Origin of the sequence: Fibrobacter sp. UWB15, from assembly GCF_900177705.1 — a bacterium.
Lineage (GTDB): Bacteria > Fibrobacterota > Fibrobacteria > Fibrobacterales > Fibrobacteraceae > Fibrobacter.
The window spans coordinates 285,437-303,103 of sequence record NZ_FXBA01000002.1 but is presented as its reverse complement, the minus strand read 5'-3'; the positions used below and the strand labels follow the sequence as shown (position 1 = coordinate 303,103).

Annotated in this window: 13 protein-coding genes; 12 read left to right on the top strand and 1 reads right to left on the bottom strand. The window is 49.7% G+C overall.

What is annotated here, in order from left to right; all coding sequences use genetic code 11:
• The first annotated feature begins 9 nt into the window (after window positions 1-9).
• Together B9Y58_RS06040 and B9Y58_RS06035 are read left to right on the top strand one after the other, a co-directional pair.
• Complete coding sequence (locus tag B9Y58_RS06040; protein WP_073055287.1) at window positions 10-633, top strand: hypothetical protein; 624 nt, start codon at window positions 10-12, stop codon at window positions 631-633.
• A 26-nt stretch (window positions 634-659) separates the two neighbouring features.
• Window positions 660-1,322: a hypothetical protein gene (locus tag B9Y58_RS06035; RefSeq protein ID WP_073055289.1), complete on the top strand. Its 663-nt coding sequence runs from the start codon at window positions 660-662 to the stop codon at window positions 1,320-1,322.
• Between the two features lie 145 nt (window positions 1,323-1,467).
• Here the strand turns inward: B9Y58_RS06035 and B9Y58_RS06030 are convergent, their stop codons facing one another.
• The gene (locus tag B9Y58_RS06030) at window positions 1,468-2,535 is read right to left on the bottom strand and encodes a Fic family protein (protein ID WP_073055291.1); all 1,068 of its coding nucleotides are present in this window, start codon (window positions 2,533-2,535) and stop codon (window positions 1,468-1,470) included.
• A 233-nt stretch (window positions 2,536-2,768) separates the two neighbouring features.
• Here B9Y58_RS06030 and B9Y58_RS06020 point away from each other — a divergent pair, with 233 nt between their 5' ends.
• From B9Y58_RS06020 to B9Y58_RS05975, 10 genes are all read left to right on the top strand, one after another.
• Entirely contained in the window at window positions 2,769-3,107 is a 339-nt protein-coding gene (locus B9Y58_RS06020) for a TfoX/Sxy family protein (protein WP_073055295.1), read from the top strand.
• A 16-nt stretch (window positions 3,108-3,123) separates the two neighbouring features.
• Window positions 3,124-4,560 (top strand): PAN/Apple domain-containing protein, encoded by a 1,437-nt coding sequence (locus tag B9Y58_RS06015; protein ID WP_143154658.1) that lies wholly within the window; start codon window positions 3,124-3,126, stop codon window positions 4,558-4,560.
• 79 nt (window positions 4,561-4,639) lie between these two features.
• On the top strand, window positions 4,640-5,623 hold the full coding sequence (locus tag B9Y58_RS06010) for an AAA family ATPase (protein ID WP_072807678.1): 984 nt from the start codon (window positions 4,640-4,642) through the stop codon (window positions 5,621-5,623).
• A gap of 20 nt (window positions 5,624-5,643) precedes the next feature.
• Window positions 5,644-8,403 (top strand): TIGR02171 family lipoprotein, encoded by a 2,760-nt coding sequence (locus B9Y58_RS06005; protein WP_233247861.1) that lies wholly within the window; start codon window positions 5,644-5,646, stop codon window positions 8,401-8,403.
• Window positions 8,404-8,567: 164 nt separating this feature from the next.
• Window positions 8,568-9,851, top strand: coding sequence for an adenylosuccinate synthase (locus B9Y58_RS06000; RefSeq protein ID WP_072979041.1), 1,284 nt, complete (start codon window positions 8,568-8,570; stop codon window positions 9,849-9,851).
• A 26-nt stretch (window positions 9,852-9,877) separates the two neighbouring features.
• Window positions 9,878-10,588, top strand: a complete 711-nt coding sequence (locus tag B9Y58_RS05995) for a Crp/Fnr family transcriptional regulator (protein ID WP_073055298.1) — start codon at window positions 9,878-9,880, stop codon at window positions 10,586-10,588.
• An 11-nt stretch (window positions 10,589-10,599) separates the two neighbouring features.
• Window positions 10,600-11,373: a PASTA domain-containing protein gene (locus tag B9Y58_RS05990; RefSeq protein ID WP_073055300.1), complete on the top strand. Its 774-nt coding sequence runs from the start codon at window positions 10,600-10,602 to the stop codon at window positions 11,371-11,373.
• Window positions 11,374-11,428: 55 nt separating this feature from the next.
• Entirely contained in the window at window positions 11,429-13,309 is a 1,881-nt protein-coding gene (locus B9Y58_RS05985) for a tetratricopeptide repeat protein (protein ID WP_158278332.1), read from the top strand.
• Window positions 13,310-13,427: 118 nt separating this feature from the next.
• Entirely contained in the window at window positions 13,428-14,207 is a 780-nt protein-coding gene (locus B9Y58_RS05980; protein WP_233247860.1) for a LolA-like protein, read from the top strand.
• A 21-nt stretch (window positions 14,208-14,228) separates the two neighbouring features.
• The gene (locus B9Y58_RS05975; protein ID WP_085534825.1) at window positions 14,229-17,654 is read left to right on the top strand and encodes an FG-GAP-like repeat-containing protein; all 3,426 of its coding nucleotides are present in this window, start codon (window positions 14,229-14,231) and stop codon (window positions 17,652-17,654) included.
• The last annotated feature ends 13 nt before the right edge of the window (window positions 17,655-17,667 follow it).

Sequence of the window (17,667 nt, the reverse complement as noted above, 5' to 3'; positions counted from 1 at the left end):
AGGATTACTATGAAGTTCGCTAAAGCATTTTCCTCTACCGTTATCACGCTGCTTACGGCAGCCTTCGCCCTGACTGCGGCCGCCTCGCTTGCTGCCTGCGGCAAAGACAACACCGCCGGCACCGACGAACAGGCAAACTCCGTAACCGCGCAAGTTGACACCGTTGCACTTGACAGCGCCCTTGCCGAATGGACCGTGGGCAAAACGTTCGTAGTCCCCGTTTCCTCCGACACGCCAGCTGTTCAGCAGCAACACTTTATCATTTCGGATCTAACCCGGGTTCCAGGAATTGAAGTCGAGAACGGAACGCTGTACAACAAAGTCCTTGATCACTTCGAAGCGCTCTTCTGCGAAAACAATTCCAACTGGTTCGTTTATTCCGTAAGTGTTTCCGACTCGTTAATACATAAGTACCTGAACCTGCCCGATTCAGTATCCGTAGAACCCTTTGAAACGGACTGCATTGCCGAAGGCGGAACCTTGACAGAAGAGGAAACCGTTGTCGCACGACAGCGTAACTTTACCTGCGAATTGCGGTCTCCCGTAAATGAAAATTCACCCGAAAGTGTTCAATACACCGACCCCAACTGGGAAAAGTATGTAAAACTGATTGTCGGCATCTGCCGCGACTAAAACCATAAACCGTTAGGAGGAAACCTATGAAAAACGCAATCAAAACTATCGTCTGCGGTTTTGCCGCAATCGCGCTGTTCGCCTGCTCAAGCGACAATGCGTCCGCCCCGGAACAAGCCGTTTCGCAGACATCCGGCAACAACGAGGAACAACAACATGCACGCGTCAATCCGACGGACGAAACGGACTCCATTCCCGAAAGCTGGCTGGAAGGGTACTCGCTCAGCAAAATGATCATGGTTGATCACTGGTGTGTCGAAAGCCCAGAACATCCGGATAATCCCATGTGGTGCCTCCCTCACAGGGTCCAATTAGAAAGCGGGACAGTAACCAATATGTATTGGGGAACAAGTGACTACATCCGCTGCGAACTGGCAGAAGACACCCTTACCTACCGCGAGAACCTCTCCATGGACGACAGCACTGTATCGAAAAAGTTGAGCCGCAACGCGGCCAAATACGTCACCGGTATCGAGGAGGCGTTCCGGGACTCTTGCGAAGCCGAGGGCGGGACATTCATCGATACTAACGAAGACGCCCTTGAATGCGAGGTCAAGACGAAGCCTCTGGAATGCGAAGGCTGTCCGAAAGACATAGCCCGCACCTACAGCGACCCATACTGGAGACCTTTCGCCGAAATGGTTATCTCCCCCTGCAGGATAAGACCGCAGATAGAACCTATCGAATAGAATATCCTAGTGGATATCCATCTTCGAGAATAGATTCAGCACGGCGACGCCTGAAATAATCAGGACGAGTTCAGAAAAATTCCGTGACCATGCTCCCGGAACTGCCCGCTGCGAAAGCAAAGAAGAAAAAGTAGGTGTGTTTGTTCTACGTAGAAGGAACGATAATCACTCGCCATTCGTTTTCCGACCGCAGGATATACCCCTTGTCGGTCATATTTTTTAACTGTTTTTGAATGGCTGACATGTTGATCCCGATTTTTTGTTGCAGTTCTCGGTATGTAATGGATGGGTTATCCAATAAGCTTTCGAGAATTCTTGTCGAGTTCTCGCTGCGGAATGTTATCCGTTCCCCATCGTACCACCAAACATCGGGTGAATGCTCCTGAACAAAGCCTATGTTGTATGCGATTTCTTCGGCATAAATTTTCTTGAAATAATTCTTGAACGCCCTGATTTGTCGAAGAGTCGCTTGCGCTCCATCAGAAGGGGCGTCGCCGACTTCCAAATCGGATTGGTGTAGAGCGTCAAGGTATTCGTTTTTCTTGCGGCTACGGACCACCATCATTGGGTAGCCGTGCCTGGCTAGAATGTAGTTGACGAGTAATCGTGCAATTCGTCCGTTTCCATCTTCAAAGGGGTGAATGCGAATATAACGGTAATGGAACAAAGCGGCGAGATCGACAGGATTCATTGATTTTGACGATTCCGTTTCGTTGTACCAATCTACAAGGTCAGCCATTAAGGCAGGCGTTTCTTCTGGGGATGCGTAGGTGAAAATATCCCCATAACGTGTAATGACGCTGTTCGGGCGCGTTTTGTATTGCCCCGCATGAATTGTATATGATGAGTGGTTCTCGTCGGGAAGAGTGTAATGAACTTGATAATCTTCTCGAATCAGGGTCCTGTGCAATTGGCGGATGAAATTTTGGGTTAATGGTGAGAGTGTGTCCTGCGATTTTTCTGAAGCTATTTTAAGACAAACTTCGCTGGCCTTCATTTCTTCGCAATCCCTAACCTTCGCGATACCTTCCACCTTGCCAAAAAAGAGCAGCAATTCCGTTTGTCCGTATGTTAACGTATTGCCCTCGATATGGTTGCTGTTGTAGTTGAAATCCACCGAAAAACGACGGCTCAGGCGAAATTGGTCGTGCTCGCTAAGGGGCTGCATTGCCTGCCATTCGGCAAGGTTTTTTTCGAGATTTGGGCGCTTCATACCCTAAATATAACAAAATTCACATTAAAAGGTGGTATTATACCACCTTTTAATGTGAATTTTATGCTTAATCTGTGCTTTTTTTTGTGAAAAGGTGGTGTTGCACCACCTTTTCGGTGCTTTTTGGTGCCGGCGGCTTCTGCGACAATGGCGAGGATGAGGAATACGTAGTTGAGCATAGGGAGAATATACAAATTAATTTTTTATATTGTGAAAAAAGTTGAGAGGAATCCATGCCGAGTTCAGAGAAGTTTCGTGATCACGTTTTGGAACAGTTCAATGGAAAGCCGCTTGAAGGTGGTTTCCGTGTGACCACCCGCAAGATGATGGGCGAGTACATCTTGTACGCTGACGGGAAAATCTTCGGCGGGATTTACGATGATCGCTTGCTGGTAAAGCCTGTGCCCGCGGCCTTGGCGATGCTCCCCGGCGCAAAGAAGCAACTGCCTTACGACGGCGCGAAACCCATGCTCCGCATCACCAACGAGCAGATTGAAGATAACGATCTCTTAGTTCGTTTGCTCGACGTGATGCTGCCGGAGTTACCTGCTTCCGCGAAGAAGAAAAAGTAGGTTTAGAATGTTGTTGATGCAAAAAAAGTTCAGTTTTTTATTTGTCCTATTGTTCTTGTTCGTATCGGTAATTGTTGCGTGTTCCGATGATGGCTCCTCTGCTAAGGATCCTGGTGAAACTGCAAAAGAGACCGCGCAAGAATCTGTAAAAGATGATGGGCCTGACACGTATGAATCTGCAAAGGATGATGAGCTTGATTCTGACTCGTATGAAGATGCGATTATTGATAGCATTCTTGGACCTGCAAGATTCTTTGATGTTCAATTTATTTATGCTCCCGGCGAGTATAATGGAATATGGTATTTAGGAGATCGCTGGCATTTCAAAATAGACTCTACCATTGAATTAGGGGAATATGTAAGGGATTTGCGCCTTCAGATTAGTTTTGCCGATACGGCAACATGTAACTATCTGAATACTCGCGTTCTAGTTGATGGTAAGGAATTGGAATGCTCTCCAGATGGTGGGAAACTTTGGCGATGCAAAAAATTTTTACCGTCTCTTACGGAAACGCATAGGCTTGAAGTTCTTCTGGATTCTGCGAAATGTGGAAACCTCAAGAAACGATATACGATTGTCCCGTCAAAGAAACCAGGGAGCGCGTGGAATACGAGTGGTGAATGCTATAGCGGTTGTGAGAGAGTGGCATTAAATAGTTTCTTTGTAGAATTAGGGGGGGAGTTTGGGGGAGAACGTGCGTATTCTTTGGAACTTGATACATTACAGTCAAGATGCTATTTGAAGCATGGTTCTGATTCTTTAGACTTGGTCAAGGAATTTGAGCCAAACTATGATTTTTGGAATGCCGATCATTATCGTAGAATGGTGGTTTCTGCCGATAGTGCTTCATTGGCCGGCCTGATGCAGGGGGATACTCTTGCTACGCTTGCCTGTGCCGTTATTTATCAGCCATGGTATATCCACCAACAACTAGATTCTATCGAATTTTTTGAAAGGGAAGTAAATATTCAAAGCTATCAGAGGAAAAGGTTGATTTCTGTAGGCTTTACAGAAGAGGGATCTTTGGAATTGGGATATGCGGATAGGTTCCCGAGGGACATATACATAAGAGCGAATGTGAACGGTGTGCATAAATACTATTACCAGCATTTCTTCTTCATTGATCGAGAATATGGAAGTCGTGGCTTTTACTATGAAGTTCCGCTTGATAGCATTTATGGAGGCTTTGCTAGTTCCGAGAGAGATTCTATCCAGTTTATCGTCATGGGTAACGCCGATGCAGAATCAAGCATAGAAGAAAAAAATATACGTGGAATTTTGGACCACCTTCCGTATATTTATCTTAATGACGTGTTTGTTACGGGATTTACCGATAGTACTGCTGCGGTTCTTGATTCTATTATCGATGTCATAACAGACGATGCCGGAAACATAAAACCGGAGTTTTTCTTCATTGATGCCCAGCGCATCCCGGGGTATGAAAAGGAATAGGTTGGTTCTTTGGTGGCTGATTTGCCTTTTTTCTTGGATTTTTGTATCTTAATTCGCGAAAACAGAAGAGGTTAACTAAATGGATATTCAGGAACTTTCGGAAAAGGTGAGGCAGCAGAGTGCTTTTTGCATGAATTTGCTGCGTGAAGTGGAAGGTACGGTGATTGGCCAGAAGGCTCTGGTGGAAAGCATTCTGACGGGTATTTTGGCGGACGGTCACGTGCTGCTGGAAGGCTTGCCGGGCCTTGCCAAGACGACTGCGGTGAAGGCTTTTGCCGATGCCGTTTCGCTGGATTTCAAGCGTATCCAGTTCACGCCCGACCTGTTGCCGGCGGACTTGCTGGGTACCACGATTTACAACGCGAAGGAAGCGAAGTTCGAGACCCGCAAGGGCCCGCTGTTTACGAACCTGGTGCTGGCCGACGAAATCAACCGTGCGCCGTCGAAGGTGCAGAGCGCCTTGCTCGAAGCGATGCAGGAACGCCACATCACTATCGGTGACGAGACGTTCAAGCTGGACGAGCCGTTCCTGGTGCTTGCCACGCAGAACCCGATTGAACAGGAAGGTACCTACCCGCTGCCCGAAGCCCAAGTGGACCGTTTCCTGTTGAAGGTGAAGGTCAGCTACCCGAACAAGGCCGACGAAATGAAGATTCTCGACGCCGTTGCCGGTGCGGGGCTGCGTCAGCCGCAGGCCGTCGCCACGAAGGAAGACATCCTGGCCGCCCGTCAGCTAGTGAAGCAGGTGTACGTGGACGAACGCGTCCGCGAATACATCGTGAACCTGGTGCTTGCGACCCGCGATCCGGGCAGCATCAAGCGCAGCGACCTGGTGGGTTTTGTGGAAGTGGGCGCCTCGCCCCGTGCATCCATCGGCCTTGCCCAGGCATCGAAGGCCCATGCGTTTATCCAGGGTCGCGCCTACGTGACGCCCGAAGACGTGAAGGCCGTCGCCATGGAAGTGCTCCGCCACCGCATTATCCTGAGCTACGAGGCCGAAGCGGAAGAAGTTTCTGCCGAGACTGTGGTGCAGAAGATTCTCGACAGCGTCGAAGTGCCGTAATCGAAAACGGTGCGGGTGTCGTGAAAACGAAAATTCCAAGAAAGAATTTCGGGAGGCTGCTTGTCGGCCTCCTTTTCTGTGTGCTTTGGGGGGCGTGTTCAAATTCGCATTATGAAGAACAAGAAGACTCGGTGGCCGATGCTGATGTTCCGGCGGTTGACTCGGTCAAGGTCCCTGTCATAAGGGTAGATTCCCTAAGACCCGAAATGATGAGAATTCAGCCTAATGGGGCGACTGTATTGTTGGGTGATGGCCGGATGCGGGTGAACTTGGATTATGATTATTCACTCGGGATTCACGAGGTGACTTGTGCTGAATATAAAGTGGTTTATAAAATGGAGCCCGACCTCTTTTATTCGGATTGTGAGCAAGATTATTTGCCTGTAAGCAAAGTGACGTACTATGATGCAGTTCTTTTTGCAAATGCGTATGGCAGGATTCGCGGGCACGATACAGTCTATGTTTATCGGCATCCGGTTTTTAATTCAACAGGAAATTGCGTTAACCTCGAAGGTTTAGAAGTTCGCACGGATGTAGATGGATATCGTTTGCCAACGGAAGCTGAATGGATGTTGGCTGCATCGCAAGCATGGGATGTTGAACGTTGTAGTTGGAATGCCTCCAATTCTAATTTTGAACCCCGTTTGGTATGTTCTTTTCCCGATTCGATAGGCTTTTGCGATCTTGCGGGCAATTTGTTGGAACTGACGAATGACTGGCTTGGTGATTTGGTAGATACGGTTGTAGGAAATTATGTTGGGGCCCCGACGAGCAATTCGTTGTACGAAAAAGTTGTTAAGGGTGGGGCGATGCTGCAGGGATCTGGTGATATCAAATTGAGTAATCGAAAAGATGTTTACCCTGTCACGGCGTCGACGAATTTACCGTATATGGGTTTTCGTCTTGCGTTTGGAAAAATTCCTGAAGCCGTTTGGATGGATGAATGCGGTGATGTTGCGACAAGCTTTATAAAATTGAAGGCGTTTTATTCGGATATTCGTGAGGTGATTGGAGTTGGACGCGCGAAACTTGCTTTTAGAAATGACAAGACTGGAAATTTGGCGTATGTAGATTATAGCAACGGGGCTCGTGTGGTTGAATTTGCGGACAGCATTCCTGTGTATCATCCAGAAATTTCACCTGATGGCATGAAGGTTGTGTTTTGCACGGGCGTAGAAGGCATTGACGGGGAATCTTCGGTATATGTGAGAAACTTGGATGCGTCGGGTAGTGGACTTGTAAAACTGGATGCCAAAAATGCGTCGATTCCCCGCTGGTATGTAGACGACAAGGGAGATACCTCGATTGTCTATGTAGACAATGTCGGAGACAATAGTGACGACGCGGTTTTCTTTGCGCGCTCAACATGGATGGTTCCGTTTGCGAATGGAAAATTCGGAAAACCGAAAAAGGTTTTAGATGGTGCTTATCATAGCGGTTTTGGACGCAAAGGGAATTTTGCTGTGTCGGGTGCGCGCAAGCTTCGCGTGTATGCAAATGGAAAAGATGAAATTTGGTATGATGGAGAACAAGCTTGCAATGCGTCACTTTCGAAGGACAGTTTGAATCAAGTTCTTTTTTTGGATTTTGGCGGTGCTACTGGAAGAAAGTTTGCAAATGAAAAGTACGGCGTACATGAACGAGTGCTTGTTGCTGACAGCACTGGAAAATTGGTAAAAGCGATTCCTGCGCCTAAGGGATATTCTTTTGATCATTCTGAATGGACAGGCCGCGAGAATTGGGCGATAGCCTCGCTTGTGAATTCAAATGGAGACCATTCGAAAATCGTACTTGTGAACGTTCTTGATTCTAGTGTGGTTGAACTTGCCGAAGGCGATGAAGTCTGGCACCCGAGTTTGTGGGTGATGTCAGACGAACCTTTTGGAGATATTTCTTTGAATGTGGATAGCGCTGGCATGTATTGGGATCCTGTGTCTCAGAGCGGTGTAAGGTCCGCCGCGCTTAAAATGCGTATGTTTTGGGATATGCATGATTCTTTAGAAGTGATTGCTGTAGGAAGTTCTCGTGCGGAGCGAGGCTTTGACCCTGCACGGATTTCAAGGCCGTCTTTGAATTTTGGCTTTATCGGAGGGGATTCGTGGGCTTCACTCTACTTACTTGACAATTATATTGTTCCGCATGCACGCGCACTGAAATATTTGATTATTGAAATATCATTTGATTTAATGAAAAATGCCCCGATTACACGAATGGCTAAAGTGTTCGGATTGGCGCCGGGTTATGCCTATGATAAGGAACATGGGTTCTGGAAAGATAGCGTACCCGATGCATTTTTAAGGATGGTCGATGTGAATGTTTGTTATTCGAACGAGGATTCTTTAAATTATGTTGACTCGCGTGGTTTGCTTAAAATAGAGGCTAATGGTTGGGGCGAAGAGCCGGCAATTTTGGTTGATACGATGCATAAGTCAGGCAATGTTATTTATGCTCGAAGTCTTGATAGCCTGACGGCTTTTATTGATAGTACGCAGAATAAAGGTTTTAAGATAATCGGATTGATTTATCCGCAATCTCCGGAGTATGCGAAGACTGGAAGCTTTGGGCGACACGGAGTTCGCAGGAGCGTGGCGATTGAAACCGCAGCGTATTTGGATTCGCTTGCAAGCGTGTATCCGCATTTTATTCTGATGGATGAAAATAAATTCGGTGCGCATGACTACACAGATGCTATGGCAAATGACTATGACCATTTGAGTGCCCTTGGCGCAGAACACTTGTCTGCGCGGCTGGATTCGTTGATAAAGACTTTAGATAGATGACAATACGGGTATTGCCGACGAATATGCGGAAAAACTAGAGAATGGAGTGCCCCTTGCCCCAATCCTCTAACATCTAATTACTATCTTTATGGCGAAAAAGGGCTCAGGGAAATCCTCTGGGTAGCTTATTTTCGTGTTTAACTAGAAAGAAAAACGAAGGATATATGGCAAATCGTGTTGTAATCGGTTCCCAGTGGGGTGACGAAGGCAAGGCCAAGGTTGTTGATTTTCTGACTCTGGACGCAGACTACATCGTGCGTTTCCAGGGTGGCGCAAACGCTGGCCATACCGTAGAGGTGGGTGACAAGAAGTTTGTGTTCCACCTGATTCCCTCGGGCATTATGCATGATGACAAGATTTGTGTGATCGGTAACGGCGTGGTGCTTGACCCGGTGCAGACGCTCGCCGAAATCGCCGACTTGCATACCAAGGGAATCAATCCGGAAGGTCGTCTGTTTATTGCCGACAACGCACACGTGGTGCTCCCGTACCACTCTACCCTCGACAAGGCCAAGGAAAAGAAGGCTGGCAAGGGTGCTATCGGTACTACGGGCCGTGGCATCGGCCCCTGCTACAGCGACAAGGTGAACCGTATTGGTGTCCGCGTAGGCGACCTCATGGACGAACGCGAACTGCGCCCCCGTGTCGAAGCGATGGCCAAGGTCCACAACGAAGAATTCAAGGTGATGTACGATGTTCCCGAAATTGATCCGGAACAGGTCATCAAGGACTACCTCGAACTCGGCCAGAAAATCAAGCCGTTCGTGCGCGACGTGAGCGCTATGCTTTATGCCGCCGTGAAGGCCGGCAAGCGCTTGGTGTTCGAAGGCGCCCAGGGTACCATCCTCGACGTGGACCAGGGAACTTACCCGTTCGTGACCTCCAGCAACACGGTTGCAGGTTACGCAAGCTGCGGTGCAGGCATCGGCCCGACTGCCATTGACCAGGTGGTGGGCGTGGTGAAGGCTTACACGACCCGCGTGGGTAACGGCCCCTTCCCGACTGAACTCTTGGACGAAACGGGCGACACGCTCCGTAAGATTGGTAACGAATACGGTGCAACCACGGGCCGCAACCGCCGCTGCGGTTGGTTCGATGCTCCGGTGGTCCGCAAGGCTGCCGTGGTGAACGGCCTCACTCACTTGGCTATTACCAAGCTGGACGTGCTTGACACCTTCGATACCATCAAGATTTGTACTCACTACGAATGCGACGGCGAAAAGATTGAAAACTTCCCGAACCAGCTTTCGAAGGTTGGCCGCTGCGTGCCGGTCTACGAAGAAATGCCGGGCTGGAAGTGCGATACCACCAAGTGCCGCAAGCTCGAAGAATTGCCGGAAAATGCCCGCAAGTACCTGAACCGCATGGCGGAACTCGTGGGTGTGAAGATCGGCATGATTTCGATCGGTGCAAAGCGTGACCAGAGCATCATCGTAGATTTGGACTAGGAATCTAACCGAAGGAGAAAGAAGAAATGGACAACAATGTATGTGGACTCTTGAAAGGGGTTGACCTTTTCTCTGAATTGACGGAAGAACAACTTGGCTTGCTTGCCAACTTGGTTGTTGTCCAGGACTTCAACCGCGACGAAACGGTGGTGCTCGAAGGCGACTGCTCGATGAAGGCGCTGTACCTGATTGCGTCTGGTACGGTGCAGGTCTATATGACCGGCGTCGATGGGCGCGAGACGATCCTCAGTTTCTTGGAACGCGGCGACTTCTTTGGCGAAATGTCGCTCATCGACGGCGAACCGAGGTCTGCCTCGGTGCGCACCGTCACCGATGCGCAGCTGATGATCATTCACCGCGAACCGTTCTTGACGCTGATTCGCCAGACTCCTGAAATTGCGATGTCTCTTTTGTCCGAAATGAGCAAGAGACTGCGTAAGGCGAACAAGCAAATCGGTTCCTTGTCGACTATGTCCGTAAGTGGCCGCGTGGCAGGTACCTTACTGAACCTGATGGAAGAACGCGGCATGCGCATTCATACGGACAACGGCCAGATGGTGACGGTGATTCACAACCGTCCGACTCAGCAGCAGTTGGCAGACATGTCGGGTACCACTCGCGAAACGGTGAGTCGCATTTGCTCGATGCTTGTAAAGGCAAACGCCATCGCCATGACCGGAAAAGACATTGTCATTTTCGATGAAACCGCTTTGCAGGAGAAAGCTACTAAAGGTTAGTTTTACCTACTATGGATAAAGTAAAAACGATTTTGAATAAAGTTTTGTCCTGGGCCAAGACGGCGCCTGTAGTGAAGGCTCTTTGCGTCTGGATTGTATTACTGGTCCTGTTGGCGTTCTTTGTGGACAAACTTGTCATGCCGATTTTTTCGGGCCATTTTGCCTCTACAGGCGAAGTTCCGAATTTGGAAGGCATGAGCGAAGAAGCAGCCCAGAAGGCTTTGGAAGATGCCGGATTCAAGTACGAATGGCTTGAAGAAGTCCGCTACAGCGCGCAGATTCCGGCCGGCATGGTCCTTGTGCAGATGCCTGCCGCGGGCCGTACAGCAAAGCTTGGCCGCACGGTCAAACTTACCAGGAGTTTGGGACTTCGCGAAGTGGAAATTCCTGATCTGCGCGGCAAGAGCCAAAAACAAGCCTCTATCTCGCTTGCACGTGCGGGCCTTGTGCAAGGCGCTATTGTGAAGGGCGCTCACCAGAGCATTCCCCGCGGTGTCGTGATTCGCACGATTCCTGTGGCTGGCGAAAAGGTCCGCATTGGCGATACGGTGAAGGTCGTGATTTCGGCTGGCGCTACCCAGGGTAAGACTGTTCTGCCGGACTTTAGCGGCGAACAAATTGACAACGTTTATGTTAAACTTGAAACTCTCGGCTTTAAAGTCGGAAAAATCAAGCGCAAGAAAGACGAAGAAGGCCGTGCGCCTGGTACGGTAATCGAGACTTCGCCGAAGCATGGCGATTATTTGCCGCCCGACACCAAGATTAACTTCGTGATTGCGGACTAAAAAGCTCATGAGGGCGTTACTACTTTCACTGTCTCTGATAGCGACTCTCTTTACGATGTCGCTTTCGCTCGGAGCGTGCGCTTCGTCGAAAAAAGGGGGGGAGCTGACCGTTGCGGATTCTGCGGCGATTGCCATGGCGGTGAATGCAAAGCTGGATTCCATACAGAAAGCCGCCGAAGATCTGGCTCAATCGCAGAATGTGGACGCGGCTCATGAATCCTTTATTCGCGCCCAGGAAATGGAATTGCGTGGCGAGAAGGCTTTGGCCAACGTGTTCTGGCAGCATGCAGCGGAATCGGACCCCAATAGCCGATACTTGGCATTTAAACTTGTCGAAATCATGATGTCTCAGGGCTCGGATTCTCTCGCCTTGATTCAGGCTCAGCGTGCGCATAAGCTGAAGGGGCGCCCGACGGCTTCGCAGCTTGGAATGCTAGCCCATTTGTACGTGAAAGATGGTCGAGCCGATTCTGCCCGAAAGTATTTCAATGCGGCTCTAGATACCTCTCGCTACCAGGATATGACGCTGCTGTACGATTACAGCCTGTTTCTGGAAGCGGTTCAAGATACGAAGGAACTGACTCGTGTCTACGACTTGCTTTTGCCGCAAGTGAATTACATGCCGACGCTTTTCCAGCGCCAGCTCAAGCTGCTTTTGGATCAGGGAAAGGATTCCGCTGTCGTGGAGCTTTTTGAAAAAGGTCACGAAGCTACCGGCGATAAAAAGATGCTTTTGCAGATGGTGCAGGGGCTTGTCTTTCAGCAGCGCTTGAAAGAAGTCAAGGCGGTAGTGGATACCCTTACGGAATCGACTCAGGAAGATGAATCCATGATTGTGCTCTTGATGAGCGCCCTTGCCGAAAAGAGTCGCGATTCTGCTTACGCCATGCTCAAGAAGAAGTATTACGTGGACCAGGTGCGTACGCCGATACTTGCAAATTTCTTGGGTCATTACGAACATATGTTCGATGACCTGGACAGCGCAAAGGTGCATTTGAAGATTGCCGCAGAACAGTTGGGTGACCAACGGGTTTATGCGACTAATGCCTACCACGCTCTTTCCGCAATTGCCTTTAAAGAAAAGAAAAACAAGGATGCCGTGCGCTATGCCGAAAAGGCAGACTCCGTGGCGCTGGGTAGCGACAAGGCCGCCCTCGCTTTGACTTACGGTACGGCAGGGTTGTACAGCAAGGCATACAAGATGCTTGATTCGGTAATCGCCGTGTGGGATAAGTGGACGCCCATGGAAGGAATCGCCGACTCTGCTTCGATCCAGCGGATGAAAACGGATGTCGAACGCAATAGACGCCAGTTCCGCAGCGTGTATGCCCGCATTTTATGTGTGGAAGCCCAGGAAATCTGGCAGAAGGACATTGCGGATTCTGCACGGATTAAAAAGGCGCTTGTCTTGCGCGAAAAAGCTGACGGTCTTTACAAGGAACTTGCCAGAAAGGATACGGCTGATGTGGGAATTCTTGTATTGATGGCAATGAACCTGGAACGCATGGATCGCTACGAAGAAGCCTTTGCCATGTTCGAAAAAATTCTGAAGATTAAGAACGCTCCGATTGACCGCGCCGAAGTCTTGAACTATTACGGCTACACGCTGATTGACTTGAACCGCAGCCCCGAAGAATTGGACAAGGGAATTGCCATGGTCGATCAGGCCCTGTTGATGGAAAAGAATGGTCAGCCGTCGGAAGCTTACTTGGATTCGAGGGCTTGGGGCTTTTACCGCAAGGGAAAGTTTGAAGATGCGCTTACGGTCATGAAGCTTATCAAGAGTCCTCACTTTGACGACGATTACGTTTACTGGGAACACATGGCGGCTATTTACGAGGCGCTAGGCATGAAGGCTGAAACCAAGGCTGCTTACAAGAAATTGAAAAAGCTGCAGCCGCATCACCCTGCCGTGAAGAAGTTTTTTAAGAAGTAGGAAGTAGACGGTAGGAAGTGACACGAATGTGTCATCCTGAGCGAGTGTAACGATGTCGATATATGAAACTTCGCTCTTTAGAGCGTTAGTTGAATTAGGTTCGAAGGAGCAGGATCTTTTGTTGAAGTTTATCTATTCCATATTGGTGTTGTTTGCGATGTGCATTCTTGCCGGATGTGCGGGTAAAAAGCCTGTGGTGGAGCCTGCTAATGCTACGGCCGATAGCAATGCTGTTGTCGAAACCCCTCGCGATAGCTTGCGTGCCAAATTCTTGCTGACGATATACCAGCAGGATTCTGCGACACAAGAAATAAAAACGCAGGAGTTCGATGCGGTCTTGTTCTCGGTGCCGGGCAAGCGTTACCGTATGGAACTTACGGGCCCGCTGGGTATTGGCGTGGCCTCGCTCCTGTGGCAAGAAGACGGTTGGCAGATGACATTCCCCACGGAAAAACTTTACATGAAGGGCGTTGGCTACATGGTGGGACTTTTGAATAACGATGCGCTTCCGATGGTGCATATTCATCAGGTGGCGGACATTTTCGATGGACGCCTGTTGCCCGAAGATTATGAAGAAGTTGCTCCACCCGAAGATTCAACAAAAGTGGAGGGTGCCGTTTATGCCCGCGAAAAAATGGGACGCCCCTTCCATTTTGTAAAGGACGGCGACAGGGTTTCTTGGCTTTCACGGCCAGGCCGCGGCGGAAAGACAGAAGTCATTCGCTATTATGACTTCAAGGGGTTTGAAGGCGTAGAAACTCCGTCCCGAATAGAATTTGAACTCGAAGGTGCAAAATTCCTTGAAATTCGCATCAAGAAAGTTGCTCGCAACAAGTCGTTCAGTTCGGGAACCTGGCGCTTGAACATCCCCAAGAGCTTTAAGCGCGTCGGGGAATAGTAAAATTTGTAAATTATGGTTATGAAGTTGAATGCTAAGATTTTTGCATTGTTTTTTGGGCTATTCTGTTGTGCTCCGCTGTTTGCGGCAGATACGTTGCAAGTGTATGCGATTCGCGTACAGTTTGAAGAAGAAAAGCCGGACAACAGTTTGACGACGGGAACAGGCCTGTTTGATTCTGACAAGTCTAAAAAAGGGGACTACAAGTTGGACCCTTCGGGCATGCGCAATAGCGTGTCTTACTGGAAAAAGCATTTTGATTTTGCGAACGCCTACTTTAAAAAGGCGAGTAACGGAAATGTGGTGATTGATGCGCACATCTTCCCGAAGTCATCGAGTGCCTATAAGCTTAAAAAGCAGATTATCGATTACAATCGTACAGCTAGAATGAAGGGCGAAAAGGCAGCAGCGTTCGATTCGGCACGCAGTTGCGACTATTTGCGCTTTATTTACGACGCGGTGATGGCGGCGCATGAATCGAGTGAATCTCCATTTAGCGAACCGCTCTCGAAGAATCCGAATACGAAACGCGCCTTCATGATTATCCATGCGGGTGCAAGCCGCTTGGTCGATGGCGGTAGCATGGGAACGCGCGGTGCGGATACTCCGGGCGACTTTATGGATGCGTACATTGAAAAGGATTATTGGCAGTTCTTGCCGGATACGCTGAAGGGCACAATTGTCAAGAAACTCAAGACGAGTACGGGGAAGGATTCCACGGTGGTCGAGGGCCTTGCGCTGGAGGGTGCTACCATCGATACGCTCAGCACGATTATGGTGTCTAGCGAAACGGCTTCGCAGGATGGGCTTAACTGGGGCGTGAATGGAATTATCGTGAACCAGATCGCCCGCGAACTTGGACTCCCGAATACGTACGATGCGGCCAAGGGTACGAGTCGCCTGGGTTACTTTGACATGATGGATTTTGCGGGTTACAATGCGGGTAGCGGATTCTTGCCCTCGATGCCTGCGGCGTGGGAACGCGCTTATATGGGCTGGAGTTCCGTGAAGGAAGTTCGCCCCGTTAAGGGTAAATCGGTAACGGTTGAAATTTCTGCTGCGGGAACTGGCGATGGAACCGAAATTGTGAAGGTGCCGCTTTCTGCGAGCGAATACCTGCTGATTGAAAACCGTCAGCGTAGCTGGAACAAGAACGGCGAAGTGAACGTAACGGTGAGCGACCCCGACGAAAGTACCGATACCATTATCAGAACAGTTCCGATAGATAGCCTGCTTTTGGTATTCGAGGACAGCGTCTGTGTCGATAGCAAGTGCACGAAGAATAAGAAGAACGATAAGAAGGCCAGCGGCATTATTGTGGACGTGAGTAGCCTTGACGCGGGGATTCCTGCAAGCGGCATTGTCGTGTGGCGAGTGAACGACTGGTACTTGAGACAGACGCTGGAATACGGCATTGCGAATTTCTGGGGTGGCGATACCCTGCGTGACCACCAGTTCGGCATAGCCATGGTGGAAGCCGATGGTATTTTGAGTATCGGTAAGACGTTCAAGAATGCGCTTGGCGAAGATACTTACGATTACGGCTCGGGAACGGACTTGTTGCCGCATTTGCGCAAGCCGAGTAAGGAATCCAAACAGACGTTTGATACGGTGACGACGATTGGCTCGACGGGTTATGCGAACACCATGACAACGCAAGGCGGTTACACCGGTATTAAGATCAAGGTGAATGTACCGAAGGATGCCCGCATCGAAAAGACTTCCAACAGTTTTATGGGCGATAGTGTGGTGAACTTTGGCTCGCAAAAGATCAGCGTGACAATCAGTATTGATGACGGAAGCATTGACGGCTCCCAGTTCCCGCGAGACATTGGCCTTGCTTCTGCGGTGCGTGGCGCCGTGTTCGTGGACGACCCTGAAAACGAAGGTGAAAAGCTTTTGGTGGTGGGCGCCATGGATGGAACGCTGCAGGTGTTCAATGCATTGGGCGACACCTTGTTCCCGGCGGATACGGTCATCAAGCAGAAGACTTTGACCCGTAACAGCGTCGAACGCGAGGTTCCTCTGTACCGCGTGGGTGCAAGCTACGGTCCGTTGGTAGGCATGGCAAGCGACGGCAAGGACGTTTACAGCCTGCATAGGAATAAACTGGTGAAGACGAACTTTGTGGGTGGCGTGCCGACACAGCAGGAAATTGACATCGATTCCGCGACGGCAGGTCCGATCGTTTACGACGGAAAGATCTGGATTGCCAGCCGCGAGGGTGTGTCGATGTACGATGCAGTCAAGTTTGAAAAGAAGTCGACAATAAACGTTCATGAGTCCAATTCGTCCGCATCAAAAATCTATACGGATATGGCCTATTGCAAGCAAGATGCCGGCAAGGGTATCGAAAATGTACAGGTGTCCAACGATGGAGAGCTCTTTACGACACAGAGATGGATCAAGCTGAACGGAAAAAATAGCGAGATCTTCCGCATAGCCTGTACCGATATGGATCGGGACGACAAGGTGGATATCATTGCTGTAGGTAGTCGCGGGACAGTTGTGGCTGTGAATTATGATGAATCCAAGAAGAGTCTAGTGACCCACTGGACAAAAACCTACAAGCGCGGCGCTGGTGGCACGAGTGGCTTGAAGGATGAGACTTCGGGCATTGCTATTGGTGACATTAATGGTGACGGCTATCCTGAAATCGTGTTCCTCGGTGACAACCTGGTGTACGCGCTTGACCGTTCGGGACTTCCAATTGCCGGTTTCCCGGTGAAGATTTCTCGCGGCGCTCCGGTTTACGGATTCTTTAGCGACCCGGTGCTTGTCGATGTGACGGGCGATGATACTCCTGAAATTCTGGTGCCGAGTAACAATGGCCTGGTTTATGCGGTGACCGGCAAGGGAAAGATGCTTACTAGCAAGGACGGCTTCCCCATTGCGGCGGGCAGCTACGAAGATATGGATTCTACGAGCGTGATTCAGCCCATGAGTATCTTTGTGGCGAATGCGGTTTCTGACAAGAAATCTGCGGGCCCGGAACTATTTGCCCTGCATCGCAACAGCCTGACGGCATTCCGTTTGCGCAATGCTAAAACCGATGCGGCCTCCTCTGCTGCCGCGTGGACGCTTCCGGCGGGTGGTAACGAACGTATGGGTTACTTTGACGCCTCGAAGCTTAGCGATGTGAAGAAGGTGACTGCGAAGGATGAAATTACGGAATTCTTCATGTTCCCGAACCCGGTGCGTGGTGGCGATGCGAAGGCACGCTTTGAAATCGGTGCGGCAGCGAAGAATGCGACCCTTGAGCTCTATGACATTACAGGCCTTTGCGTGTTCAAGACGAAGATGAGTGACGTGAAACAGGGACGCAACCAGTTCGAAAAACTTGATTTGAAACACTTGGGTTCTGACGTTTACACTGCACGCCTCAAGGTGAAATTTGAAAGCGGCAAGACCAAGCAGAAACTTTACCGTGTGGGTGTAGTTAAGTAAAGCGTGGTTAATG

Bases quoted from the DNA above. Each gene is read 5' to 3' on its own strand.
- B9Y58_RS06040 (WP_073055287.1), top strand. From the start codon at position 10: ATGAAGTTCGCTAAAGCATTTTCCTCTACCGTTATCACGCTGCTTACG.
- B9Y58_RS06035 (WP_073055289.1), top strand. From the start codon at position 660: ATGAAAAACGCAATCAAAACTATCGTCTGCGGTTTTGCCGCAATCGCG.
- B9Y58_RS06030 (WP_073055291.1), bottom strand. From the start codon at position 2,535: ATGAAGCGCCCAAATCTCGAAAAAAACCTTGCCGAATGGCAGGCAATG.
- B9Y58_RS06020 (WP_073055295.1), top strand. From the start codon at position 2,769: ATGCCGAGTTCAGAGAAGTTTCGTGATCACGTTTTGGAACAGTTCAAT.
- B9Y58_RS06015 (WP_143154658.1), top strand. From the start codon at position 3,124: ATGCAAAAAAAGTTCAGTTTTTTATTTGTCCTATTGTTCTTGTTCGTA.
- B9Y58_RS06010 (WP_072807678.1), top strand. From the start codon at position 4,640: ATGGATATTCAGGAACTTTCGGAAAAGGTGAGGCAGCAGAGTGCTTTT.
- B9Y58_RS06000 (WP_072979041.1), top strand. From the start codon at position 8,568: ATGGCAAATCGTGTTGTAATCGGTTCCCAGTGGGGTGACGAAGGCAAG.
- B9Y58_RS05995 (WP_073055298.1), top strand. From the start codon at position 9,878: ATGGACAACAATGTATGTGGACTCTTGAAAGGGGTTGACCTTTTCTCT.
- B9Y58_RS05990 (WP_073055300.1), top strand. From the start codon at position 10,600: ATGGATAAAGTAAAAACGATTTTGAATAAAGTTTTGTCCTGGGCCAAG.
- B9Y58_RS05985 (WP_158278332.1), top strand. From the start codon at position 11,429: ATGTCGCTTTCGCTCGGAGCGTGCGCTTCGTCGAAAAAAGGGGGGGAG.
- B9Y58_RS05975 (WP_085534825.1), top strand. From the start codon at position 14,229: ATGAAGTTGAATGCTAAGATTTTTGCATTGTTTTTTGGGCTATTCTGT.